Origin of the sequence: Brevibacterium sp. UCMA 11752, assembly GCF_021532235.1 — a bacterium.
Classification (GTDB): domain Bacteria; phylum Actinomycetota; class Actinomycetes; order Actinomycetales; family Brevibacteriaceae; genus Brevibacterium; species Brevibacterium antiquum.
In genome coordinates this window covers 2300320-2323773 of sequence record NZ_JACBOS010000003.1, presented here as the reverse complement: position 1 = coordinate 2323773, position 23454 = coordinate 2300320, and the positions used below count along the sequence as shown (strand labels likewise).

Below are 23454 nucleotides of genomic sequence, written 5' to 3'. Positions count from 1 at the left end.
AACACGACCGATATGACTGACTTCTACTCAGCCCCTCGTCACCGCTTCCCGGCGCCCTCGCTGCGCGTGGAGGCCTCGGCCGGCATCGACGATGCCCAGGCCACGGTCGTCCTGGCCTACCGCTCGGACTCCTCCACGGCCCTCCTCGAGCAGGCGATCGCCGGCGCCCGGCGAGAGAACGCGGCTGTGCGCGCCGTCCACTTCGAATCGGATACGACGACCGCTCCGTCGACCGGTGCCCTGTCCCAGACGAAGGAACTGGCCGCTCGGCTCGCCGAGGCGGACCTCGAGTTCGAGATCCAACGCGCCGATTCCGATGTGGCCTCCCAGATCATCGACCTCGCCGAGGCGTGGCAGGCCAAGCTCATCGTGATGCCCTCCAAGCGCCGCTCCCCCGTGGTGAAGCTGCTTCTGGGCTCAAGCACGCAGAGAGTGATCCTCGAGGCCGAGTGCCCGGTGCTCATCGTCAAGTAGCGCGGCTCACCGTGCCAACAGGTCCCCTGCTCCTGCACCGGTGAGTGAGGCGTCGAGGAGTTCGATCGTGTGCGCCGTCGGCAGTGTGGCCTCACCCTGTCGTCGAAGGGCGTCGGTGACCTGCAGCAGACAGCCGGGATTGCCGGTGACGACGAGATCGGCCCCTGCGGCGGCGATGTTCGTGGCCTTCTTGTCCCCCAGTTCGCGGGCCGCTTCCGGGCGCACCAGGTTGTAGATTCCGGCCGATCCGCAGCAGGTGTCGGCATCCTTGATCGCAGCCAGTTCGACCCCGGGGATCTGGCCCAGCAGCTCACGTGGCGGGTTGCGCACACCTTGGGCATGGGAGAGGTGGCAGGCGTCGTGGTAGGCCACACGCAGCCCTCCGCGGGCCACCGGGTGCCGTGGGGCGCTGGGTCCGAGTTCGACGAGGATCTCGGTCACGTCCCTGACCTTGTCCGCCAGCTCCTTCGCGCGCTGAGCGTAAGCGGGATCATCGGCGAGGATGTCGGCGTACTCCTTCATCGTCGATCCGCAGCCTGCGGAGTTGACGACCAGATAGTCCACGTCCGCCGAGGTGAATGTGTCCACGATTCTGCGTGCGAAGTCCTCGCCCTCTTCGCTGCGCCCGGCGTGGACGGACAGGGCACCGCAGCAGCCCTGTGACTGGGGCACCACGACCTCGCAGCCTTCCAGGTTGAGAACACGCACCGTTGCGGCGTTGACCTGGGGGTAGAAGGTTCGCTGCACACATCCCAGCAGCATCCCCACCCGCGACCGGACAGGCAGGCTTTCGCCTTCGGCCGTGCGTGGTGGGTTCGACGCCGGGATGGTGACCTTCTTGGTCACCGGCGGTGCGATGGCCTCCATCGTGGCCAGAGTCGGTGAGAGCTTCTCGAGGATCTTGGACTTGCGGATGACCGATGACAGTCCCGTCCGCTGGTAGAGCTTGAGGGGTGCCAACATGGTCTTCAGACGATCGGGGTACGGGAACAGCTGGAAGATCGCCTCCCGCAGCGCCACCTCGCCGCGGCTGCGATGCTGTTTTCCGTTGCGTTCGACCTGTCCGCGGGTGGCTTCGATGAGCTTGTCGTACTGGACTCCGGACGGGCAGGCGCTGACGCAGGCCATGCATCCCAGGCAGGCGTCGAAGTGCTCGACCATGGACGCACTCATCGGCCCCTCCTCCAGGCCCTTCTCCATGAGGTAGATGCGTCCGCGCGGTGAGTCCTCCTCATTTCCCCACAGCTGGTAGGTCGGGCAGGCGGGAAGGCAGAAGCCGCAGTGGACGCAGTCGGCGATGAGACTCGGGTCCGGCGGGTTGAAGACGTCGAAGGCCGAGTGGTCCATGGTCGGAGGTTCCATCTGCATGGTCATCTGGCCGGCCGAGGCCATCGTCTCCTCCAACGCCGTCGCTCCGGAAACCTGGCCCGGAACACCACCGCTCTGGCTTGGGGCACCGCCGCCTTGGCAGCCTCCTGCGCCACCGCAATCGCATGACATCACAGTCCTCCTATTCCACGTCCGGGTGAGAGCAGACCGTTCGGATCGAACTGGTCCTTGATGGTGGCCATGAGCGCGAACCCGGGGATCTCGCCCCAGGCGTCGATCTCGTTCCACACTGCAGGCGGTGCGCACAGCAGCGTCGCAACCAGCTGCTTGCGATCCCAGGTCCGCAGGTGTTCGAGGACTACCCGTGTTGCGATCGCAGGGTCCATGTCGGGGGCGCCGACGCCGAGGTCGAAGACTCCCATGGCGCTGCCGCGCAGCTGGATCGGGTAGCCGATGGCGTCTTCAAGTCGGGCGATCTGAGCCACCAGCTCCGGCACCAGCGCCGGTGAGACCGAGGCCCGTATCGTCACGGGGGCCTGAGCCCGCCGTGCCCACCAGCTCGGCTCGATGCCCGCCTTCGCACCGGGGTAGGCCTCGATGATCTGCCGGGTTCGGGACTCGACCGACTCCGCGAGTCCTTCGACCATGACGACGGTCGTGGCCTCTGCACCCGGCGACCGGTCGATTTCGACGGCCGCCGGCGCGATCTGGGAGCCGAGGACTCTCAGCGCAGCCTCGGCGCCGGGAATCTCGACGTAGCCCTGGGTTTCCGGCTTCGGGTACAGCCGGATCGCTGCGCTGGCGATGATCCCCAGTGTGCCCCAGGATCCGGTCATGAGCTTTGACATGTCGTAGCCGGCCACGTTCTTCACAACCTTGCCACCGGCCTTCGCGATGGTGCCGTCGGCGAGGACGACGGTGACGCCGAGGACGACCTCACGCAAAGGCAGACGGCCGATTCGCCGTGGTCCCACGGCTCTGGTTGCGATGGCGCCTCCCAGTGTCGACCCGGAGTCGACTCGATCCGCAGGAAAGTCCGAGAGGAGCTCCTGGGCACCGGTGTCAGCGACGTCCTTGAGAGCGGCGATCGGTGCACCTGCCTCGGCGACGAGGATGAGGTCCCCAGGAGAATGTTCGATCACCCGGTTGAGTCCGCTCATGTCGATGAAGAGACCCGGTGTCTGACCCGGCGGGTGATCGTCGAGGGCCGTTCCGCCGCCGTAGACAGCGACGCTGTGTCCGTCTCGGTGTGCGGCCGACATGATCTCGGAGAGCTCCTCGACGCTCTCGGGTCGGGCGAATCTGGGAAGTTCCGCGGTCAAAACAGCTCCGCCTTTCCTGCTGCCTGGAGGGGATGCTCCCCCGATGTTCGCCGAGGTGGTTCCCCGCACAGTCGTGGTGTCGGGAAGACCTTTCCCGGGTTGGACAGATAGTCAGGGTCGAAGGCGCAGCGCAGGATCTGCATGGTGTCGAGATCCTCGTTCGTGAACATGCGCGGCATGAACTTGGATTTGTCGGATCCGACTCCGTGTTCGCCGGTGATCGATCCACCTTCGCTCAGGCACAGGTCGAGGATGCGACCCGAGGCCGTCTCTGCGAGTTCGGTCTGGCCCTCGATGCTGCCGTCGAAGAGGACGAGCGGATGCAGGTTGCCGTCGCCGGCGTGGAAGACGTTGGCAACGCGCACTCCGCATTCCTCCGCGATCGTCGAGATCGACGCCAGCACGGGCCCGAGCCGGGATCGTGGGATGACTCCGTCCTGGACGATGTAGTCGGGGCTGATCCGACCGACGGCGGCGAAGGCCGATTTCCGGCCCTTCCAGATCAGACCGCGTTCGACATCGTCGACGGCGACGCGAACCTCACCGGCACCGTGGTCCTTCGCCCTGGCGATGACCGTCTCCCGCTCGAGATCGACATCGATGGCCGGTCCGTCGAGTTCGACGACGAGGACGGCACCTGCACCGTCCGGATAGTTACAGGCCACGGCCTTCTCTGCGGCCTCGATAGCCAACGCATCCATCATCTCGATGGCGGCGGGCATGATCCCCGCGGCGATGATGTCACTGACCGCCTCTCCTGCCGCATCGGTCGACTCGAACCCGATGAGCAGCGTCTCCACGGCTTCGGGCAGCCGGGTCAGACGCACGGTCACCTCCGTGACTATGCCCAGTGTCCCCTCTGATCCGCAGAGCACGCCGAGGAGGTCGAAGCCGGGGTATTCGGGAGCCTGTCCCCCGATTTCGACGGTGTCTCCCTGGGCGGTGACGAGGGTGAGGCCGGTGACATGGTTGGTGGTGAAACCGTATTTGAGGCAGTGGGCGCCGCCGGAGTTCTCGGCAACGTTGCCTCCGATCGAGCACACGCTCTGGCTCGAGGGATCCGGGGCGAAGTAGTAGCCGTCGGGGTTGGCCTCATTGGAGAGATTGAGGTTGATGACGCCAGGCTGCACGATCGCGCGCTGGGCCAGCGGATCGATGTCGAGGATGTCCCTCATCGTCGACATGACGATGAGCACGCCTTCTGCGTGCGGCTGGGCCCCACCGGAGAGCCCGGTGCCCGAACCGCGGGCGACGAAGGGGACGTCGAACTCATGGCAGGCACGCACGGTCAGGGCCACCTCGGCGGTGGAGGTGACGCGGATGACCAGCGCTGGAACGGTCCTGTGCACGGCCAGACCGTCGCACTCGTAGGTCTTGCGCTCGTTCTCGTCGGTGACGATCGCCCCTGGTGGCAAATGTGGTTCGATCCGTGTGAGGACCGATTCGATTCTGCTCATGTCCACTCCCGCCTCCTTGCGTCGATGATGTCGAGCTTAGCGAAGAACGCCGTCGAAAATGTGCTCCGCGGCACATTTTCGACGGCGTTCTTACGTGGTGAGACTCCTGACCCGCGCAGACTCAGGGCCTGCACGGTCCTGTCTGTCAGGGCATACGCGCGTAGGCCGGCAGCGTCAGGAAGTCGACGTACTCGTCTGCGACGGCCACGGACAGGAACGTGTCGGTGGCATCCTTCCAGTCCGACTCCTGACCTGGGAGTTTCGCAACCTCTTCGGTCACGACCTGGCGCACGAAGTCAGCGGTGACGGTGACTCCGGTGTCGAGTTCGACTCCGGCGTCCATCCACTGCCAGACCTGGGACCGTGAGATCTCTGCAGTCGCAGCATCTTCCATGAGTCCGTTGATGGCGACGGCGCCGTTTCCTTCCAACCAGGCGCGCAGGTACTGGATGCCGACGGAGACGTTGGTCCGCAGACCCTGCTCCGTCATCGATCCTGGAGTCGACTTGACGTCGAGGAGCTCGGCTGCCGACACGGAGACGTCATCGCGCTTGTTCTCGATCTGGTTGGCGTTCTCACCCAAGGTCTCGGTGAAGACCTCCTTGCACAGTGCGACCATGCCGGGGTGGGCGACCCAGGAGCCGTCGAAGCCCTTGCCGGCCTCACGGGACTTGTCCTCGCGGACCTTGTTGAATGCGGCTTCGTTCGCCTCCGGGTCCTTCGCCGGCACGAAGGCGCTCATGCCGCCGATGGCGTGTGCGCCGCGCTTGTGGCAGGTGTGCACAAGGAGCTCGGTGTAGGCGCGCATGAACGGCACCGTCATCGTCACGTCAGACCGGTCGGGCAGCAGGAAGTCAGCACCGCGGGCGCGGAAGTTCTTGATCACGGAGAAGATGTAGTCCCAGCGACCGGCATTGAGACCTGCGGAGTGCTCGCGCAGTTCGTAGAGGATCTCCTCCATCTCGAAGGCTGCGGGGTAGGTCTCGATGAGCACGGTGGCGCGGATGGTCCCACGGTCAAGACCGAAGGAGTCCTCTGCGTGGTCGAACACCTGGTTCCACAGGCGTGCCTCGAGATGGGATTCCATCTTCGGGAGGTAGAAGTACGGGCCCTTGCCCTTTTCGATCTGGAGCTGTCCGGCGGTGGCGAAGTAGAGCGCGAAGTCGACGAGCGAGCCTGATGTCTCCTCGCCGTCGACGAGGATGTGCTTCTCGGGCATGTGCCAGCCGCGGGGGCGGACGACGATGGTCGGCAGCTCCTCGTCGGGGGCCAACGTGTAGCTCTTGCCCTCGGGCGAGGTGAAGTCGATCTCGCGGTTGAGTGCGTCGAGCAGGTTGAGCTGCCCGCCGATGACCGAATCCCACTGTGGGGTGTTCGCATCCTCCTGATCGGCCAGCCACACCTTGGCTCCGGAGTTCAGGGCGTTGATCGTCATCTTCTTGTACGTCGGTCCGGTCATCTCCACGCGCCGGTCCTCGAGACCGGGTGCCGGTGGTGCGACCTTCCAGCTGGGATCGTTGCGGATCTCGGCGGTCTCGGGGAGGAAGTCGAGATCGGTGCCGGCGGCGATCTGAGCCTGGCGTTCCTTACGGGCCTCCAGGCGCTCGAGGCGGGTGCCGTTGAACTTCCGGTTCAGCTCGACGATGAGCTTGAGGGCCTTGGGGGTGAGTACCTTCTCTGCCCCGTCCGGCAGTTCGCCGGTGATCTCCATGCCCTCTGGAATGTCCAGATTCTCGATTTGAGCAGTCATCGGTGGTTCTCCTTCGGTGCACCAGAGGGGTGCGTTGCGTATTGCTGGCAGCGGGGTTTAGGCTGCGAAACTTTCACATCGTGAAATTTATTGTTCACACAACGAAAAGAATAGGAGGTGATGCACCTCTCGTCAAACGCTTCCCTCGAGGTGAGACTGGCGGGTCCCTTGACGGTACAACACACCACCAGGCACGATGAACGAAGGTACTTCGTTTGCAGAGTCTGCACCATATCGTCTGCTGGTCAATCGATCAGAGGCGCCGGGTCGGACTCCTCGACCAAGCGGCAACGACGCCGCGGATCGGATTCACGATGGACAACCTCGCTGTCGCAGCGCTTCTGGCGCTCGCCCCCATTCTCCTGGCAGGCATCCTGCTCATCGGATTTCGCTGGCCCGCGAAGTATGCGATGCCGATCGGCCTGGTCGCAGCGGCCCTGGTTGCAAACTTCGCGTGGCAGATCGACTGGGTGACGATCAGCGCTTCGGTGGTGCAAGGACTGCTCACCGCCATCGGGCTGCTGTGGATCGTCTTCGGAGCCCTCCTGCTGCTGGCCACCGTCACGCGCTCGGGCGCGATCCAGACGATCCGCGCCGGCTTCGTCTCGATCTCTCCCGACCGACGCGTCCAGGTCATCATCATCGCCTGGCTCTTCGGTTCCTTCATCGAAGGAGCGGCAGGCTTCGGCACTCCCGCCGCGGTGGTCGCCCCGCTGCTGCTCGCCCTCGGCTTCCCAGCCATCGCCGCGGTCCTCGCCGGTCTCATCATCCAGTCCACACCGGTGAGCTTCGGCGCTGTGGGAACACCCATGGTCGTCGGAATCGGCACCGGGCTGTCGAAGGAAGACGGCAGCATGTCTGCCGATGTTGCGGCCAGAGCCTCCGAACTCGGTCTCAGCCAGTCAGAATTCATCGCCCACACAGCCACCCAGGTCGCTCTCATGCACGCCATCTGCGGAATTCTCATCCCGCTGCTGCTGTCCTGCATGCTCACAGGATTCTTCGGTCGCACCAGGCGCTTCGCCGACGGCCTGGCGATCGCTCCGTTCGCCATCTTCTCGGCCCTGGCCATGATCGTGCCCTACCTCCTGGTGGCAAATCTGCTCGGTCCCGAATTCCCCTCGCTCATCGGCGGTCTCGTCGGATTGGCGATCGTCGTCACCGCCAGCAAGTCCGGATTCCTCATGCCGAAGAAGAACTGGGACTTCGCCCCACGCGAGATGTGGCCCAAGCACTGGATGGGCACTGTGGACCCGGCCGATGAGGCAGCGGAGCTGACGAAGAAGATGTCGATGATCCGAGCGTGGTCGCCCTATCTCATCGTGGTCGCGCTCCTGCTCGTCACTCGCAATGTGCCCCCGGTCAAGGAATTCCTCACCGGGCCTGCCGTCATCAATATCAAGGAGATCTTCGGCACCGCAATCAGTTCGGATATGGATTTCCTGTGGTCCCCGGGCTTCATCTTCGTCATCGCCTGCCTCTGCACCTACCTGATTCACCGGATGACCGGTTCGCAGATCGCCGGTTCGTGGAAGATCGCAGGTTCGCAGATCGCCGGTGCCGCCGTGGCGCTGCTGTGCTCGCTGCCCCTGGTGCGTGTGTTCATCAACTCCGGCAGCGACTACAACGCCTCCGGCCTGGACTCGATGCCGGTCACCCTCGCCGAGGCGGCCGCGAGCACGGTGGGCAGCGGCTGGCCGCTGTTGGCCCCCTTCGTCGGAGCCCTGGGCGCATTCGTCGCCGGTTCGAACACGGTCTCGAACATCATGTTCTCGCAGTTCCAGTTCTCCACCGGAACGGCGATCGGGGCGGCCAGTCCTGAAACGGTCGTTGCCGCTCAGGCTGTGGGTGGTGCAGCAGGGAATATGGTCGCCGTCCACAATGTCGTGGCCGCCTCTGCCACGGTCGGTCTCATCGGACGCGAGGGCGAGCTCATCAGGCGCACCTCCATCCCGATGCTCGTCTATTCACTCACCGCCGGTGCCCTGGCATTCATCGGCATCAATGGACTCGGGTTCAACGCCGGAACCGTGGTCTTCGGAGCGGTGCTCGTGGGCCTGATCGCGACCGTCCTTCTTGCCCGGAGATCGCCGGGCAAGGAGCTCGTGGCCACGACGGAACCACGGCCTGCGAAGAAGGCGACTCCGACGCCGAAGGCCCAGTCCTCAGAGGCACAGTCCTCAGAGTCCTGAGGCATCGGCACGCCGCCATTTCACCGCATCGGCACCCTGAACCTGCAAAAGCTCCCCACATGTGGGGAGCTTTTGCAGGTTCAGGTATCTGAAGAAGACTCGACAGTCGCCGAGGCGGTGCGCGGCGGTCGGTCTGTGTGTGCTTTGGCGAACGAACTCTGTCGAATCAACTGTGTCGAACGAACTCAGACGATGACGACCATGGGGACGATCATCGGCTTGCGACGCAGCTTCGAGGACGCCCAGCGTCCCACAGTGCGACGTACGACCTGCTGCAGCTGGTACTGGTCGGTGTTGCCGTCCTTGAGTGCATCTTCGACGGCCTTCGTGACCTTCGGCATGATCGAGTCGAAGACAGAATCGGACTCGGCTACACCGCGGGCGTGGATCTCGGGCCCGGCGATGAGGGACTTGGACTGGCTGTTGATGGCCATGAAGATCGTGACGAAGCCTTCGCCGGAGAGCACGAGACGGTCCTTGAGGTCCGCCTCGGTGATCTCACCGACTGAGGAGCCGTCGACGAAGACGAAGTTGCAGTCGACTGCGCCTACAACCTCGGCGTGGCCGTCCTTGAGGTCGACGACCCAACCGTCGTCGGCGAGGACGATGTTGTCCGGGTTCACTCCGGTCGCCTCGGCGTGCCTGGCGTTGGCCAGCATGTGTCGCCATTCGCCGTGGACGGGCATGACGCCGCGGGGCTGGACGATGTTGTAGCAGTAGAGCAGCTCGCCGCCGGAGGCGTGTCCGGACACGTGGATCTTGGCGTCGGCCTTGGAGATGACGTTGGCGCCCAGCTTCATCAGCCCGTTGATGACCTTGAACACGGAGTTCTCGTTGCCGGGGATGAGTGAGGAGGCGAGGATGACGGTGTCGCCGTCGCCCACCTCGACGCGGTGGCTGCGGTTGGCCATGCGTGACAGGGCCGCCATCGGCTCGCCCTGCGAACCGGTGCACATGAGCACGACCTGGTCATCGGGGAGTTTGTCGACCTCTTTGATGTCGATGAGAGCACCGCGGGGAACCTCGAGGTATCCGAGGTCCTCGGCGATCTTCATGTTGCGCACCATCGACCGGCCGACGAGTGCGACCTTGCGGCCGTGTGCGTCTGCGGCGTTGAGCACCTGCTGGACGCGGTGGATGTGCGAGGAGAACGAGGCGACGATGATCCGGCGCTCGGCGTGGCCGAAGAGGTTCTCGAGAACCGGCCCGATGTCCTTCTCCAGAGCGGTGAATCCGGGGACCTCGGCGTTCGTCGAGTCCGTCATGAACAGGTCGACGCCTTCCTCGCCGAGGCGGGCGAAGGCGCGCAGGTCCGTGATCCGGCCGTCGAGCGGGAGCTGGTCCATCTTGAAGTCGCCGGTGTGGAGGATATTGCCCGCGCCGGTGCGGATGAAGACCGCGAGAGCGTCGGGAATCGAGTGGTTGACGGCGACGAACTCGAGGTCGAAGGGACCGAGTTGATCGAGGTCGTTCTCTTTGACCACGCGGGTGATCGGCTTGATCCGGTGTTCCTTGAGCTTGGCCTCGATGAGAGCGATCGTCAGGTTCGAACCGAGGATCGGGATATCGGCCTTGCGGCGCAGCAGGTAGGGCACGGCTCCGATGTGGTCTTCGTGCCCGTGGGTGAGGACGAGGCCGACGATGTCGTCGAGGCGATCGTCGAGGTACGCGAAGTCGGGGAGGATGAGGTCAACGCCGGGCTGGTCCTCCTCCGGGAAGAGGACGCCGCAGTCGACGATGAGCAGCTTGCCGTGGTACTCGAACACGGTCATGTTGCGGCCGACTTCGCCGAGGCCGCCGAGCGCCACGATGCGGACGGCTTCCGGGTCCATCTTCGGCGGAAGTTTCAGTTCTTGAGTCAATGCATTATTCACTGAGGTAACCACTCCTGGTCAATTGGGCGGTCACGAGGGCCATCTGCTCGTCATCTGCTGGGAGCAGCGGCATTCGCGTACCGCGGTTGTCAAGTATTCCTTGGGCCTGTAGTGCGGCCTTGGCCGAGATGACTCCCGGCATGTGGTTCATGAGCGCGTCGACCATGTCTGCCGTTTCATGGGCAATCGCGCGGGCGGTGGTGAGGTCGTTGTTCGCCACGGCGTCGACCATGTCAGCGAACCGCGGTGTGCAGACATGGCCCGCCACGGAGACGACACCGAGGGCGCCGAGAGCCAGCAGCGGAAGGTTGAGCGCATCCTCACCCGAGTAGTAGACGAGCGAGCTGCGGTTCATCACCTGCGCCGAGGCGAAGAGGTCGCCCTTGGCGTCCTTGACCGCGAGGATGTTGGGGTGATCGGCCAACTCGAGGAGAGTCTCCGTCCGAATCGGCACGCCCGATCGTCCCGGGATGTCATAGAGCATGACGGGAAGGTCGGTGGAGTCGGCTGCTGCGCGCATGTGGGCGGCAATGGCCGGCTGTGTCGGCTTCGAATAGTAGGGCGTGACGATGAGGATTCCATCCGCACCGGCCTCGGCCGAGCGCTTGGACAGATCGATGGTGTGCGAGGTGACGTTGTTGCCGGTACCCGCAATGATCTTCGCCCGGTTGCCGATGACACCGCGGACGACCTTGAGCAGTTCGATCTTCTCATCATCGGTCGTCGTCGGTGATTCGCCGGTGGTTCCGGACACCACGAGCATGTTGTTGCCGAGGTCGACAAGGTGGTTCGCAACCTTCTCCACGGCAGGATAATCAATGGTTCCGTCGTCCTTGAACGGCGTCACCATCGCCGTGCCGACCGTACCGAACGCATCAATTGCAGCGGCTGCTGCGCTGTCACCGAGAATCGCCATACGAAAAGGATACCGCGCACAGCTCATGACTGCGGCAGTGGCCATCCGCGCGCCACCAGTGCATTTCCCTATCGCCGTCTGTCACCCGTGGCCGTATGCCGCTCATCGGCGGCGGACGCGGCATTCAGCTGGGACCGTACAAGGCAGTGAGACCACGAGAGACAGATCACACCGACCGGGCGCTGGCCCCTGTACTGTCCCCTGCACCGGCTGCGGCGCTGCCAGCGGCAGCAGCGCCGGCGGCAGCAGCGCCGGCGGCAGCAGCGGCAGAGCCGGCGGCAGCAGCGGCAGAGCCGGCGGCAGCGACATCGGCTCCGGCCCTTTCGTCGACGCCCAGCAGGCTTCTGGCGGTGAGTTCGAGGGATGCCGCGATCCGATCGGGCGTCGGGGCACTGCGACCGGCGGCCACACCGACATCGAAGCCGTCGATGACCGCGATGAGAGTGTCGACGATGAGATCCACATCGGCGTGCGGCCGGAAACTCCCGTCGTCGATGCCGCTGGCGATCAGCGCCCGGAAGTGGGCACTCCATGTGTCGAAGATCGCGTCGACCGAACCCCGCAGGAACTCGTTGCGGGGCGAGGCGGCGACGAGTTCGATCCACACCTGCGAGCGCCGCTGCAGGTCACCGATCCTCGGGACGGCGCGCAGACTCGACTGCAGCCTGTCCCACGCTGTCCCCTGCTCCTGGGTGAGGCCCGCGATGGCGTCGACGACACTGCTGCCGTGGGTCGAGAAGGCATGGTCGAGCAGAGACTCCCGGGACCCGAAGTAGTACTGCAGAGTACCCACGGACAGCTCAGCTGCCTCGGCGATGTCCTTCATCCGCACGGCTTCCGGACCGTGCTGGGCAATCTGGTCAAGGGCGGATTCGACGATGGCGCTGCGCCTGGACGCGACCTCTGCCGCGGAGTGCTGAGGACGCGGGCTCACGAGATGGCCGATCTCACGATGCTCACGAGACGCCCGCCAACCTGCTCGCGGCCTGCAGTCCCTCGAAGACGGCTTCCTCGACGGTCCGCGGTGCCACGGCATCCCCGATCGTGCGAACGCTCGCGGACCCGAAATCGAGATCTGGGGTCACGGACTGCGGTGCGCCGGAGACGATAGTCGCCGCCACGCCGTCGACCTCGTGGACGATCTCACACAGCGTCGACTGCAGGTAGCCGGTCGACGCATCGACTCCGACGAGGCGGGCGTCGTTGAGGAAATCGACTCCCGCCCGCAGAGCCTGGGACATGAGCAGTGTGCGCGTGTACTGCTGGATTGCGGCTCCGGCGAAGTTCGCCGCAGTCGCCAGTGTCACCGGTACGCGGGCTTCGGCCAAGCGCAGGGCGATGCCCAGACCGATCCAATCGCCCTTCCAGTCGGCGACGAGCACACGGCCTGAAGGCAGACTCGGCTGGGCGCTCAGATAGTCGCGGGCACCGATGACGAAAGCCTCATCGTCGACCTCAAGTCGTGGCATACGCGCCTTGGCGCCCGTCGCGACGATCACGTGATCGGGGGCAACCTCGGCCAGCATCTGCTGGGTCACGGGCGTCGACGTTCGAATGTCGACTCCTGCGCGTCGCGCCTCGGCGCTCAGGTTCGTCGCCGCTCCCCCGAATTCGGACCGGTAGGGCAGCTCCTGCGCCAGCAGCACGGCCCCGCCGAGGTGGGACTCGCGTTCGCAGAGGACGACGTCATCGCCCTGTTCGGCTGCCACCGCTGCCGCCTTGAGCCCGGCGGGGCCTCCCCCGATGACGAGCACTCGACGTCGGGTCCTCACCCTTGGCCGAGGCAGGAACGTCAACTCCCGACCCGATTCGGGATATTGGATGCACGAGATGGGCACGCCCATCTGGAAGTGCCCGATGCAGGCCTGGTTGCAGCCGATGCAGGCTCGGATCTCGTCCACCGCGTCGTCCTGGGCCTTGTTGGCGATGGCCGGGTCGCAGATCATCGCCCGGGTCATGATCGCCATGTCGGTGCGGCCTTCGGCGATGGCCTTCTCTGCTTCGTGGGGCTGGTTGATCCGTCCGGCGACCATCACCGGTCGGTCGGTGATCTTCTTGACCTGTTCGGACAGGGTCGCGGCATAGGCCGGATCGATCTGCATCGAGGGGACGATGTGCACCGCACCCTGCAGGGTCGATGAGTCTCCGGCGGTGATCGAGAAGTAGTCGAGGCAGTCCATCTGCTCACCGGATCCACGCGCGACCTTCATCGCGTCGAGGTGGCCGATGAGGTCGAGCACTTCGGTGGCGACCAGACCGTCCTCGGTCTTCTCCTCGCCCGAGATCCTCAGGCCCACCACGACGTCTGGGCCCACCGCTTCGCGAACCCCGGCGACCACCTCGGCGAGGAAACGACGACGATTGGCCGGGCTGCCTCCGTATTCATCGGTGCGCGTGTTCACTCGCGGGTTGAAGAACTGAATGGGCAGGTACCCATGGCTGGCCACGATCTCGACGCCGTCGATGCCGGAGTCGGCGATGCGCTTCGCGGCGGTGGCATACCCGGCGATGATGTCCTTGATCGCGGAGGTGCTCAATGCCTCGGGGACGACCTTGAACCTCTCCTGCGGTTCGTCGCTGGGAGCCACGGCGCGAGGTGCCATGCCACGCTCGCCGTCCATGACCTCGCGTCCCGGGTGGAAGAGCTGAGCGAAGATGGTGGCACCGTGACGGTGGACCGCCTCGGCGACGGCCCGGTATCCGGGCACCGAGGAATCGTCGGTGGCCATGAGCACATGGTTCGTGTAACGGGCGGTCTCGTGGACGCCTGAGACCTGGAGGACGATGAGACCGCAGCCGCCCCTGGCGCGCTCTTCGTGATAGGCGACAAGATCGTCGCCGATCATCCCGTGGTCGTCGAGTACGGTGTCGTGGCCCGAGGACACGATCCGGTTGCGAATGGTCTTCGCGCCCAGCGTGATGGGTTCGAAGAGGTGAGGGAACAGTGAAGACATGATCGTCCTTGATGCATGCGGGGTGGGTCCTGACAGGTAATTCATATCACGGTATGAATAACTGTGGAAGGCCCATGCTCGGTTCAGAACACCCAAGTGCTCGACTCAGTACAACCGGGATGTGCCTGACCATGTGAGAATCGAGGCATGAGCTCACACCGCTCCCCCACCTCGGCGACTGCTGGCAGCACAACGACTGATGACAGGACAACGGTCCGTGATCGCCTGAGCCCCGCCGGCCGACTCATCGGCCTCGACGCCGCTCGCGGAATCGCCCTGTTCGCGATGATGGTCACGCACATCTTCGCCTTGTCCGATCCCGAGGGCCTCCCGACCTGGGCAGCTGTGTTCGCGGGGCGTGCCTCGGCACTGTTCGCGGTCCTGGCCGGCTGTTCGCTGGTACTCTCGACGCGTTCGCGGATGGCAGCTTCGGGACGTCTGCGCGATGCCGTGCCCAGTGTGCTCATCCGGGCGGGAGCGATCGTCATCATCGGACTGTGCCTGGGGTCGATCTCGTCGCTGCTGGCTGTCATCCTCGTCAACTACGGGGTCATGTTCGCGATTGCGATGCTGTTCCTGCGCCTGCGGGCCAGCACACTCTTCGTCATCGCCGGTGCCTGGATGGTCCTCAGTCCTGTGCTCTCGATGCTCGTCCGCAGCCAGTTCGGCCTGGAGCCGATGTATTCGTCGATGTCATGGTTCGATTTCGCGACCCCTGGGACGATGCTCCACGACCTGGTGCTCACCGGCTATTACCCGATTCTGCAGTGGCTGTCCTACATCCTGTTGGGGATGGCGGTCGCGAAGGTCGATATCGGCAGGCACCTCATGTCTCTCTTTGCCGCCGGTCTGGGACTGTTTCTCGTCGGCAAGGGAGTCTCCTGGCTGCTCATCAACTTCGCTGGAGGCGGTCCTGTGCTGGTTCGGGTGTCCGAGCTGTATGGGACCGATCTCAATGCGGCGCTGTTCACCGGCAGCTATGGGGTGACGCCGACGACGTCGTGGTGGTGGCTGGCGATCGCGGGCCCGCACTCAGGCACGCCCTTCGACCTGCTGTCCACGGCCGGGACCGCGCTGACGACCATCGTCGTCTGTCAGTCGCTGGCGATGCTGCTGGGGCGCAGCACCTGGGTGCTGGCGCCGTTGACGGCTCCCGGCTCAATGCCCTTGAGCGTGTACTCCGCCCATGTCGTCCTGCTCGAGATCACTCGTCCCTGGATCGAGGCCAATCCGATGCTCGGTGGTGAGGCGATGTCACCGCAGGCCGTCGAGTTCGGTCTGCATGCTCTCGTGTTCATCGGCTTCGCTCTGATGTGGAAGCTGGCGATCGGCGCCCATGGCCCGCTTGAGGGTGGGGTCGCGGCGATCATCCGATCCGCGTCGCCGGTTCCGGGGCCCGGGCCGGCTAGGAATTCTGCTTCACACCCGCCCGATGCATCGTGACGGCCTTGCGCATCGTTGATCGGGCGCGCTTGCGATCTCCGCACGCGTCGTAGGCACAGGAGAGGCGGAACCATGAGCGCCAGTCCTCGGGTGTCGCCTCTGCCTCGGCCTGGTACTGGCCGAAGGCTTCGTCGGCGGATTCGCGGATGATCCTCCCGCCCGGAGTTCGCGGAAGATCATCGACGGGCAGCCCACCCTCTGATTTGAGGATGCGCGCCAACTTCTCGGTCCGGGCACCGAACATGAGTTCGACGATCAGCGTCCAGGCTCCGATGAGCGGCAGGATGAAGAGGGCGATGCCCATCAGTCGTGGAATCAGATCGGGTTCCCTGACCAGAACCCAGGCTCGATGCCCCATGAGGATGAAGTAGAAGACGAGCGCCACTGAGACGACGATCGCCCCGACCTTGCCTTTGGACATCAGAGGTCGAGCATATTCTCGAGGCCGTGCAGAAGGCCGGTGTAGTCGGAGATCGACCGCACTGCGGTGACGATTCCCGGCATGAACGCCGAGGTGGAGTGTGAGTCCGTCCGGATCGTCAGGGCCTCGCCGCTGGAACCGAAGTGGATCTCCTCCGAGGCTGTCATGCCCTGCTGTCGGATCGCGTGCACGTGGATGCCGTCGACGACTGCGCCGCGAGCACCGTTGGGATCGATTTCGGTGGCATCAGGTACCGGAGGCAGGCCGGCATCGTTCCGGGCTGCCGCGATTCGCTGCGCAGTGTGGTTGGCCGTTCCCGATGGAGCGTCGAGCTTGCGCGGGTGGTGGATCTCGACCACCTCGGCGGAGTCGAAGTACGGTGCGGCCAGCTCAGCGAAGCGCATGGCCAGGACCGCGCCGATCGAGAAGTTCGGGGCGATGAGCACAGCGGTCTCCGCATGCTTGGCCAGGAGCTCTTCGAGACCGGACAGCTTCTCAGCGTCCCAGCCGGTCGTTCCGACCACGGTGTCGATGTCGTGCTCGACGAGGAAGCGCACGTTGGCCTCCGTCGAGGCGGGAACCGTGAGTTCGACCGCAACGTCGACGCTCTTCTCGAGCAGACTCTCCAGGGAGTCGCTGCTGCCCAGGCTCGCAACGAGTTCGAGGCCCTCGGCCTCGGTGATGGCGTCGACAGCGTGGGCGCCCATGCGGCCCTGTGCTCCGATGACGGCTACCCGAATCGCATTCATAAGTTCGTAACTCCTTGCTCGACGATCTCCGCAGGCCAGTCTAACGACTCACGGCGCTGCCACCGTCATCAGGTGACGTGATCGGCAGTCGACGACCCGAGGCTCGTTGATCTCCGCGCAGGCGGGCACACACCTCGGTGTCGAACCGGACCCCCGCGTAGAGAAGGCGTTCGCGTTCTCTGCCCTCGACTGCAAATCCTGCGCTCTTGGCGACTGCGCCCGATGCGGGATTGTCCACGCGGTATCCCAGTTCCAGGCGATAGACGTCCAGTTCGTCATGGAGATGGTCAATGAGGCTGCGCACTCCGGCCGCGGCCAGTCCGTGCCCGCGAACACTGGGTTCGAGCCAGTAGGAGATCCAGGCCGTCGAATGGCGCTGCTCGATGGCTGTTGCCATGACATTGCCGACCGGAGACAGGTCAGCGGCCACGATTGCGTAGGCCGCCGCGGTCCCCTCGTCCTCGGCACTTCGGATCCTATCGAGCCATGCCTTCGCACCTGCTGGTGAGCGGTCGTCGGGGATGTTGTTGAAAAGGTCGGTATCGGCTCGGGCATAGATGTCGGCGAGAGCACTCACATCATCGCGGCGCCAGCGTCTGAGGAATTCGGCCATGGCCACAGCTTAACGAGGACTCGGGTGCAACCTGTCGCGGTCTGCAGGCCAGTCCCCGGATACGAAAACGACGGCCCCGCCGCGATGGGTCGGAGCCGCCGTTTCTGGGTCTGTACGGCTATCAGCCGAGCAGGAGTCCCTTGGTCTGAGCCACGGCGCGGTCGAAGCGTGCGCCTGCATCTGCCCAGTTCACGATGTTCCACCAGGCCTTGACGTAGTCAGGCTTGACGTTCTGGTAGTCGAGGTAGAAGGCGTGCTCCCACATATCGAGCTGGAGAACCGGGGTTCCGCCGAGCTGGATGTCCGACTGCTGGTCCTTGAGCTGTTCGATGAAGAGGTTTCCACCGAGCTGATCGTAGACGAGCACGGCCCAGCCGGAGCCCTGGATCGTGGTGGCTGCCGTGGTGAAGTGCTCACGGAACTTGTCGAAGGAGCCGAACTGGTCGTCGATGGCTGCTGCGAGTTCGCCGACGGGCTTGTCGCCACCGTCTGGAGACATGTTGTTCCAGAAGATCGAGTGGTTGACGTGTCCGCCGAGGTTGAACGCGAGGTCGCGCGTCAGCTTCGGCACGTTGGCGAGGTTGCCGCTTTCGCGGGCTTCAGCCAACTGCTCAACGGCGGTGTTGGCTCCCTTGACGTAGGTTGCGTGGTGCTTGTCGTGGTGCAGCTCCATGATGCGAGCCGAGATGTGCGGCTCAAGTGCGGAGTAGTCGTAGGGCAGTTCCGGAAGGACGTACTGCTCAGCCATGAAATTCCTCCTGAAGAGAATTGATGTCCGCCAGAGTCGGCGGCTTCATTTCGACCCTATAGCAGGGTCTCATCTCGAACAACACGGTAATCGTGAGGACTATTCCAGATGACGCCAAGTGACCTCGGAAAAGATCGCGGCACCGCACGAATGCATCCACACGCCATACGCCCAACAGCGGGGCAACGCCCCCGGTTCAGGGCAGATTTCGTGAGATGAGCAGCCGCATGATGTCTGAGGTGCCTTCCTCGATCTCCTCGAGTTTCGCATCCCGCATCCACTGCTCAACCGGATGCTCTCGCGAATAGCCCCACCCGCCCAAGGTCTGGACTCCGGCCCAGGTGCAGAACATCGCCGTCTCCGAGGCACCCAGCTTCGCCATGGCCGCCGCGGCGGTGACCTTCTCCCGCTCCACGCCGTCACCGGCATCGATCATCCGGGCCGCGTTGAGGACCTGCAGCCAGGCGGCATCGATGCGCGCCGACATGTCTGCCAGCCGGAAGGCCACGGACTGATGTTCGATGATCGTTTTGCCGAACTGTGTGCGCTCACGCGCATAGTCGCGGGCGTATTCGTAGGCTGCTCTGGCTGTGCCCAGCGCTGCCGCACCGAGGACCACACGGGAGATGTCGAAGGTGCGCATCAGCCCGTAGAAGCCCTGCCCCTCCTCGCCGAGGCGGTTGTGGGTCGGCACGAACGCGTCGGAGAAGAAGATCTCCCTGCACACGATCGCCCGCTGGCCCATCTTCTTCATCGGGGCCCCGAACTCCATACCCTCGGTTTCCCTGGGCAGGAGGAAGGCGGTGACCCCACGTGAGCGCTGCGCAGGATCGGTCTTGGCGAAGACCACATAGCCCTCGGCGAGTCCGGCGTTCGAGATCCAGACCTTCTGCCCGTTGAGCAGGTAACCGCCGTCAACAGCCTCTGCCCTGGTGGTGATCGAGGCGGAGTCGGATCCAGAACCCGGTTCGGTCGTTGCCAGAGCCGTGAAGACCGGGTCTGGTCCGGTCAGGGGACGCAGCCAGGTCTCCTTCTGCTCTTCGGTACCCAGTGCCAGGATCGGATCGGCGAAGAAGCCGTTGGAGCACAGCAGGTTGCCGATGCCTGGGTCCCCGAAGCACAGCTGCTCTTGGACGAGGCATTGGGTGAAGACGTCGGTGAAGCCGCCGCCCCCGTACTGCTCGGGGATCATGAAGTCGGTGATGCCCACGCGTGCCGCCTCGCGGAACAGCTCCACCGGGGACTCGGTGTCCGCTTCGTCGACGCCGGGGCCTGCGGGTCGGATCTTGTCCTTGGCGAAGGTGGCGCAGAGCTCGATGATGTCGTTCTGCTCATCACTCAGCGGCCAGGGTGTATAGCTCATGTCAGGTCCTTCTTCTCGTGCGAACTCTGTGTCGTCTCATGCGAACTCTGTGTCGACTCGTGCGAACTCTGTGCCTGCCGGGCCGCACCCAGCATGTCCGTAGCCGCGCGGGAGTCCTCGGTCATGTGGATGAGGGTGGGTCCGGCGAAGTCCTCGGCCTGCTGCAGTGCCGTCGCCAGCTGCTCCTGGGTCTCGACGTGGAGACCGCGAGCGCCCATCGACTGAGCCAGGGCCGGGAAGTCGGGTCCCAGCAGTTCCACTCCCGCAGGGGTATCGCCGCGGTCGGCCATCTCGTTGCGGATCTCCCCGTACCCGCCGTTGTCGACGATGATGAGTGACAGTGATACTCGCGCCTGCACTGCCGCGGCGAGTTCGGCGATCGTGAACATCGCTCCCCCGTCGCCCTCGATCGCCACGACCCTGGCTGCGGGCACGGCGAGTTTCGCACCGATTCCTGCGGGCAGACCGTACCCCAGGGTTCCGGCGCCTGCCGGGTAGAGGAAGCGATCACCTCGGCGTGCCATCCATCCGGTCTGCACACCGTAGTAACAGCACATCGTGGAATCCGCGGCGACGATGACCGGTGATATCGCCGAGGTGGTGTAGTCGTTGAGCCCGCCGCACAGCTGCGCCCAGGGTGCTCCTTCATCCTTGGCTGCGGCCGTGATCGTGTCCTGCCAGCCGCGCAGCCACTCGACTGCGGCCCGTGAGCGGCTGGTCGACCTGGTCTGGTGCAGTTGGTGCGTCAACGCGATCGTCGCGTCCGTGGCATCGGCTGGGATGGGGTGGGTGACGCGGGCATTGCGCAGCATCTGCACCTCGTCGAGGTCGATGCGCACAACCGTGTGCGGCAGCGGCATCGGTTCGGGCCAGAAATCGCTGGGAGCCAGTTCAGTGCCGATGGCCACCACAGCATCGGCAGCACTGAGCACCTCCGGCAGGACTTCGAGGACTCCGATGGCGCCGAGGTTGTTCTCGAACTCATCGTCGATCGTGCCCTTCGCGTTCGAGGACAGGATGACCCCGGCCCCGAGCACCCGGGAGAGCTCTTCGATCTCGACTCCGGCACTGCGGGCCCCGGCCCCGACGATGAGGAGGGGACGCTGGGAGTCTGCCAGCGCCTCGGCGGCGGACTTGATTGCCGAGGGCTCGGGGCTCGGATGGGGACGGGCCACCGCAGGGTGGGCCCAACCGGGACCAGTTGCTTCGATGAGGTCGAGGGGGATCTCGATGTAGGCGGGGCGAGCGCGCCCTGTGCGCATGCGCGACAGGGCCTGTCCGATTGCCAGGGACACCTCACCGGGGCTTGTCACCCGATGGCTGTCACCGAGGACTGCTTCGATCGCCTGGCTCTGGTTGCGGACCTCGTGGAGGAGTCCGTTGCCGCGTCCCGGGTGGGTCAGCGGCATGCCGGGGCTGATGAGCAGGACTGGAACCGAATCGGTGAAGGACTGCAGCAGCGCGGTCAGCGCGTTGAACACCGCCGGTCCCGTCGTCGTGACGACGACCTGCACCGCGCCGGTGACGCGGGCCGCACCGTCGGCCATGTACCCGGCTCCCTGTTCGTGGCGAGGTGAGACGATGTCGATGCCCTCGGCCGCCAACTGGGCGAAGATCTCAAGGTTGTGGGTGCCGGGGATTCCGAAGACTCGTGTGATTCCCTCGGCTGTCAGCGCCCGGGCCAGGTGTGCACCGCCTGTGATCTCTGACTGTTCCTCTGTCATCGTGACTCCTTATCGCCATTGCCATCATCGTCGCTGTCGGGGCTGTCAGTGATTCCACTGCTGTCGCTGTCGTCATCGGTGCTGCCATCGTCCTCCTCGTCTCGGTTGGTCACGACGAGTGCATCGACGGCGAGCGCTCCATCGGGGGTGACGCGCACCGGGTTGATCTCGACCTCTTGGATCTCATTGCTGCCAGCGACCAGACGGGAGACCGAGACGATGATCTCGGCCAGTTCGTCAAGGTCCGCCGGACGCCGTCCACGCCACCCGGTGAGCAGCCGATAGCATGTCAGTCGGGACACCATGTCGAGTGCTTCCGCATGCGTCACCGGTGCCAGCTCGAGCCAGGTGTCGCCGTAGAGTTCGGTCTCGGTTCCTCCGGCTCCCACCATCACGATGGGCCCGAAGTTCTCGTCCTGTCGGCCACCGACGAGGATTTCGACGGCCTCACCGCGGGTGTCCATCTCCTCGACGATGTACTCGCCCTCGCCGAGGCGGACCACCATCTCCGTATAGGCGTGTTCGAGGGCTGTGGCATCGCTGAGGCCCAGCGCGATCGCCCCGAGTTCCGTTTTGTGTGCGGGCCAACCGGCTTTGAGCACGAACGGCGGAGTCAGGTCCGAACTGGCCATCGCCTCGGCGAGTTCGGTTCCGCGCCTCACGGTCAGAGCCTGCGGCACCGGCACCCCAGCTGCCGAGATCGTGTCCCGCGCCGCCGTGTAGCCGGTCCCCCAGGGGGTGACCGGACCCGAGCGTTCCAGAGCTTCGGTGATGCGCCCGGCGTGTGAGGCGTAGAAGCTTGCTCCGGCGACGACGCGCATGACCGATTCGATCGAGGTGTAGACGGGTATCGAGTTCTCCCACAGCGCGGCGACGGCGGGCGAATCGGCGCTCATCGAGTGGACGATGAGCGGCTTGCGGTGCGAGCGTACGGTGTCGCCCAGCTGCCCCACCTCGGCCAGTTCTGCGTCGAGGAGAGAGGGGATGTCCTCGCCGTAGCAGCCGAAGTATCCGCTGAGGATGACTGCGTCGATGGCCTCATCGGCGAGGAGCTCAGCGACGAGACGCGAATGCACCGACAGGTCCGCCTCCCCTGCCCCGTCGAGGTCGATCGGGTTGTCGATGTGCCCGGCCTGCGGCAGGTGTTCTGCGATGCGGTCACTGGTGGCGGCGTCGAGGACGTTGACGCGCAGTCCGTGGGATTCGGCTCGGTCTGCCGCGATCGCGCCCTGTCCGCCGGAGTCGGAGATGATGGCGATCCGCTTCCCTGCAGGCAGCCACGAGGTGGCGAGGAAACCGGCGAGTTCGACCGCCTCACCGGGTGTCGAGAGTCGGATCGCACCGGCGGCGCGGCAGGCGGCATCGACCGTGTCCATCGCCGAGGTGAGTGATCCGGTGTGCGATTTCGCGAGCCTGGCGCCGGCGTCCGATTGGCCCGTGGTGAGGATCATCGTGGGTTTTCCGGCCGCGCGCAGTGCCTGCATGGCCGAGACCAGGGCACTGCCGCCGGTGAAGGATTCGAGGTAGAGAACGACCTGTGTGGTGTCGGCATCGTCGACGAGTGTGTTCAAGATCTCTGCTGCCCGGACATCGGACTGTCCGCCGATGGAGGCGAAACGTGAGATTCCGAGTCCGCTGCGCGCGGAGAGGGTGGCGATCTCCGTTCCCAATTGACCGCTCTGCGTCACCACGGCCAGAGAGCCTGGGGTGAAGTTCCCCCAGGCCAGAAGGAGGTCGTTGCCCGAATCGACGACGCCCAAGGATGAGGGCCCGATGAGACGTGCCCCCGCAGACACGATGCGCTCTGCCAGCTCGGCGGCGCCGGGAACCCTGGACGAGATGATGAGGAAGGCCGTCACGCCAGCGGCAAGCGCCTCGTCCACCACGGCCGCAACCCCCGTGCCTGGGATCGATATGACCAGAAGTTCCGGGGCTTCCGGCAGGTCAGCGAAACTCGCGAACGTGGGCTCGGACTGGATTGAGGCGACTCGGGAATTGATGAGGTAGACCCGACGCCTGCCGGTGCCTTGCAGCGCACCTGCGGAGAGCCAGAACCCCCATTTCGCCGGGTCGTTCGAGGCTCCGAGGATGGCGACGCTGCCGGGGTCGAAGAACCGGTTCATGG

At 64.9% G+C, this 23454-nt stretch carries 18 protein-coding genes; 3 read left to right on the top strand and 15 right to left on the bottom strand.

What is annotated here, in order from left to right:
- Positions 1 to 12 precede the first annotated feature (12 nt).
- Positions 13 to 474 carry a universal stress protein gene (locus HU144_RS10420; protein WP_235351286.1) on the top strand — a complete coding sequence of 154 codons (462 nt, stop codon included), beginning with the start codon at positions 13 to 15 and terminating at the stop codon, positions 472 to 474.
- Between the two features lie 6 nt (positions 475 to 480).
- Here HU144_RS10420 and HU144_RS10415 read toward each other — a convergent pair whose 3' ends face one another.
- From HU144_RS10415 to aceB, 4 genes are all read right to left on the bottom strand, one after another.
- On the bottom strand, positions 481 to 1866 hold the full coding sequence (locus HU144_RS10415; protein ID WP_235351285.1) for a heterodisulfide reductase-related iron-sulfur binding cluster: 1386 nt from the start codon (positions 1864 to 1866) through the stop codon (positions 481 to 483).
- A 107-nt stretch (positions 1867 to 1973) separates the two neighbouring features.
- Positions 1974 to 3125, bottom strand: coding sequence for an FAD-binding oxidoreductase (locus HU144_RS10410; RefSeq protein ID WP_235351284.1), 1152 nt, complete (start codon positions 3123 to 3125; stop codon positions 1974 to 1976).
- The gene (locus HU144_RS10405; protein WP_235351283.1) at positions 3122 to 4582 is read right to left on the bottom strand and encodes an FAD-linked oxidase C-terminal domain-containing protein; all 1461 of its coding nucleotides are present in this window, start codon (positions 4580 to 4582) and stop codon (positions 3122 to 3124) included. Before HU144_RS10405 ends, HU144_RS10410 begins: the two co-directional genes overlap by 4 nt.
- 145 nt (positions 4583 to 4727) lie before the next feature.
- Positions 4728 to 6332, bottom strand: a complete 1605-nt coding sequence (gene aceB / locus HU144_RS10400) for a malate synthase A (protein ID WP_235351282.1) — start codon at positions 6330 to 6332, stop codon at positions 4728 to 4730.
- A 215-nt stretch (positions 6333 to 6547) separates the two neighbouring features.
- Here aceB and HU144_RS10395 point away from each other — a divergent pair, with 215 nt between their 5' ends.
- Positions 6548 to 8524, top strand: a complete 1977-nt coding sequence (locus HU144_RS10395; RefSeq protein ID WP_328284285.1) for an L-lactate permease — start codon at positions 6548 to 6550, stop codon at positions 8522 to 8524.
- 185 nt (positions 8525 to 8709) lie between these two features.
- On the opposite strand, the gene HU144_RS10390 is transcribed toward HU144_RS10395, so the two are convergent.
- From HU144_RS10390 to HU144_RS10375, 4 genes are all read right to left on the bottom strand, one after another.
- Entirely contained in the window at positions 8710 to 10356 is a 1647-nt protein-coding gene (locus tag HU144_RS10390) for a ribonuclease J (RefSeq protein WP_198398311.1), read from the bottom strand.
- 34 nt (positions 10357 to 10390) lie between these two features.
- Positions 10391 to 11314 (bottom strand): 4-hydroxy-tetrahydrodipicolinate synthase, encoded by a 924-nt coding sequence (dapA, locus tag HU144_RS10385; RefSeq protein WP_198398283.1) that lies wholly within the window; start codon positions 11312 to 11314, stop codon positions 10391 to 10393.
- Positions 11315 to 11480: 166 nt separating this feature from the next.
- Positions 11481 to 12248, bottom strand: a complete 768-nt coding sequence (locus HU144_RS10380; protein ID WP_235351281.1) for a TetR/AcrR family transcriptional regulator — start codon at positions 12246 to 12248, stop codon at positions 11481 to 11483.
- 22 nt (positions 12249 to 12270) lie between these two features.
- On the bottom strand, positions 12271 to 14268 hold the full coding sequence (locus HU144_RS10375; RefSeq protein WP_235351280.1) for an NADH:flavin oxidoreductase: 1998 nt from the start codon (positions 14266 to 14268) through the stop codon (positions 12271 to 12273).
- A gap of 147 nt (positions 14269 to 14415) precedes the next feature.
- Here HU144_RS10375 and HU144_RS10370 point away from each other — a divergent pair, with 147 nt between their 5' ends.
- Positions 14416 to 15711 carry a heparan-alpha-glucosaminide N-acetyltransferase domain-containing protein gene (locus tag HU144_RS10370; RefSeq protein ID WP_235345713.1) on the top strand — a complete coding sequence of 432 codons (1296 nt, stop codon included), beginning with the start codon at positions 14416 to 14418 and terminating at the stop codon, positions 15709 to 15711.
- On the opposite strand, the gene HU144_RS10365 is transcribed toward HU144_RS10370, so the two are convergent.
- The 7 genes from HU144_RS10365 to HU144_RS10335 all read right to left on the bottom strand — a co-directional run bounded on the left by HU144_RS10365 (position 15674) and on the right by HU144_RS10335 (position 23452).
- A complete protein-coding gene (locus HU144_RS10365) occupies positions 15674 to 16132 on the bottom strand; it encodes a tetratricopeptide repeat protein (RefSeq protein WP_235351279.1) in 459 nt (152 codons plus the stop codon). The two genes, HU144_RS10370 and HU144_RS10365, sit on opposite strands and share 38 nt — an antisense overlap.
- Positions 16132 to 16881, bottom strand: a complete 750-nt coding sequence (gene dapB, locus HU144_RS10360) for a 4-hydroxy-tetrahydrodipicolinate reductase (RefSeq protein WP_235351278.1) — start codon at positions 16879 to 16881, stop codon at positions 16132 to 16134. Before dapB ends, HU144_RS10365 begins: the two co-directional genes overlap by 1 nt.
- A 40-nt stretch (positions 16882 to 16921) precedes the next feature.
- Positions 16922 to 17494 carry a GNAT family N-acetyltransferase gene (locus tag HU144_RS10355; RefSeq protein WP_235351277.1) on the bottom strand — a complete coding sequence of 191 codons (573 nt, stop codon included), beginning with the start codon at positions 17492 to 17494 and terminating at the stop codon, positions 16922 to 16924.
- Between the two features lie 121 nt (positions 17495 to 17615).
- A complete protein-coding gene (locus tag HU144_RS10350) occupies positions 17616 to 18242 on the bottom strand; it encodes a superoxide dismutase (protein WP_092107348.1) in 627 nt (208 codons plus the stop codon).
- Between the two features lie 196 nt (positions 18243 to 18438).
- The gene (locus tag HU144_RS10345) at positions 18439 to 19605 is read right to left on the bottom strand and encodes an acyl-CoA dehydrogenase family protein (protein ID WP_235351276.1); all 1167 of its coding nucleotides are present in this window, start codon (positions 19603 to 19605) and stop codon (positions 18439 to 18441) included.
- Positions 19602 to 21329, bottom strand: a complete 1728-nt coding sequence (locus HU144_RS10340) for a thiamine pyrophosphate-binding protein (protein ID WP_235351275.1) — start codon at positions 21327 to 21329, stop codon at positions 19602 to 19604. Before HU144_RS10340 ends, HU144_RS10345 begins: the two co-directional genes overlap by 4 nt.
- Complete coding sequence (locus HU144_RS10335; RefSeq protein WP_235351274.1) at positions 21326 to 23452, bottom strand: acetate--CoA ligase family protein; 2127 nt, start codon at positions 23450 to 23452, stop codon at positions 21326 to 21328. Before HU144_RS10335 ends, HU144_RS10340 begins: the two co-directional genes overlap by 4 nt.
- Positions 23453 to 23454 lie beyond the last annotated feature (2 nt).

What these genes read in the sequence shown, in the direction of transcription:
- HU144_RS10340 (WP_235351275.1), bottom strand. Translation starts at nt 21,329, where the DNA reads ATGACAGAGGAACAGTCAGAGATCACAGGCGGTGCACACCTGGCCCGG.
- HU144_RS10405 (WP_235351283.1), bottom strand. Translation starts at nt 4,582, where the DNA reads ATGAGCAGAATCGAATCGGTCCTCACACGGATCGAACCACATTTGCCA.
- HU144_RS10420 (WP_235351286.1), top strand. Translation starts at nt 13, where the DNA reads ATGACTGACTTCTACTCAGCCCCTCGTCACCGCTTCCCGGCGCCCTCG.
- HU144_RS10350 (WP_092107348.1), bottom strand. Translation starts at nt 18,242, where the DNA reads ATGGCTGAGCAGTACGTCCTTCCGGAACTGCCCTACGACTACTCCGCA.
- aceB (WP_235351282.1), bottom strand. Translation starts at nt 6,332, where the DNA reads ATGACTGCTCAAATCGAGAATCTGGACATTCCAGAGGGCATGGAGATC.
- HU144_RS10415 (WP_235351285.1), bottom strand. Translation starts at nt 1,866, where the DNA reads ATGGCCTCGGCCGGCCAGATGACCATGCAGATGGAACCTCCGACCATG.
- dapA (WP_198398283.1), bottom strand. Translation starts at nt 11,314, where the DNA reads ATGGCGATTCTCGGTGACAGCGCAGCAGCCGCTGCAATTGATGCGTTC.
- HU144_RS10365 (WP_235351279.1), bottom strand. Translation starts at nt 16,132, where the DNA reads ATGTCCAAAGGCAAGGTCGGGGCGATCGTCGTCTCAGTGGCGCTCGTC.
- HU144_RS10375 (WP_235351280.1), bottom strand. Translation starts at nt 14,268, where the DNA reads ATGTCTTCACTGTTCCCTCACCTCTTCGAACCCATCACGCTGGGCGCG.
- dapB (WP_235351278.1), bottom strand. Translation starts at nt 16,881, where the DNA reads ATGAATGCGATTCGGGTAGCCGTCATCGGAGCACAGGGCCGCATGGGC.
- HU144_RS10370 (WP_235345713.1), top strand. Translation starts at nt 14,416, where the DNA reads ATGAGCTCACACCGCTCCCCCACCTCGGCGACTGCTGGCAGCACAACG.
- HU144_RS10345 (WP_235351276.1), bottom strand. Translation starts at nt 19,605, where the DNA reads ATGAGCTATACACCCTGGCCGCTGAGTGATGAGCAGAACGACATCATC.
- HU144_RS10335 (WP_235351274.1), bottom strand. Translation starts at nt 23,452, where the DNA reads ATGAACCGGTTCTTCGACCCCGGCAGCGTCGCCATCCTCGGAGCCTCG.
- HU144_RS10355 (WP_235351277.1), bottom strand. Translation starts at nt 17,494, where the DNA reads ATGGCCGAATTCCTCAGACGCTGGCGCCGCGATGATGTGAGTGCTCTC.
- HU144_RS10390 (WP_198398311.1), bottom strand. Translation starts at nt 10,356, where the DNA reads ATGGACCCGGAAGCCGTCCGCATCGTGGCGCTCGGCGGCCTCGGCGAA.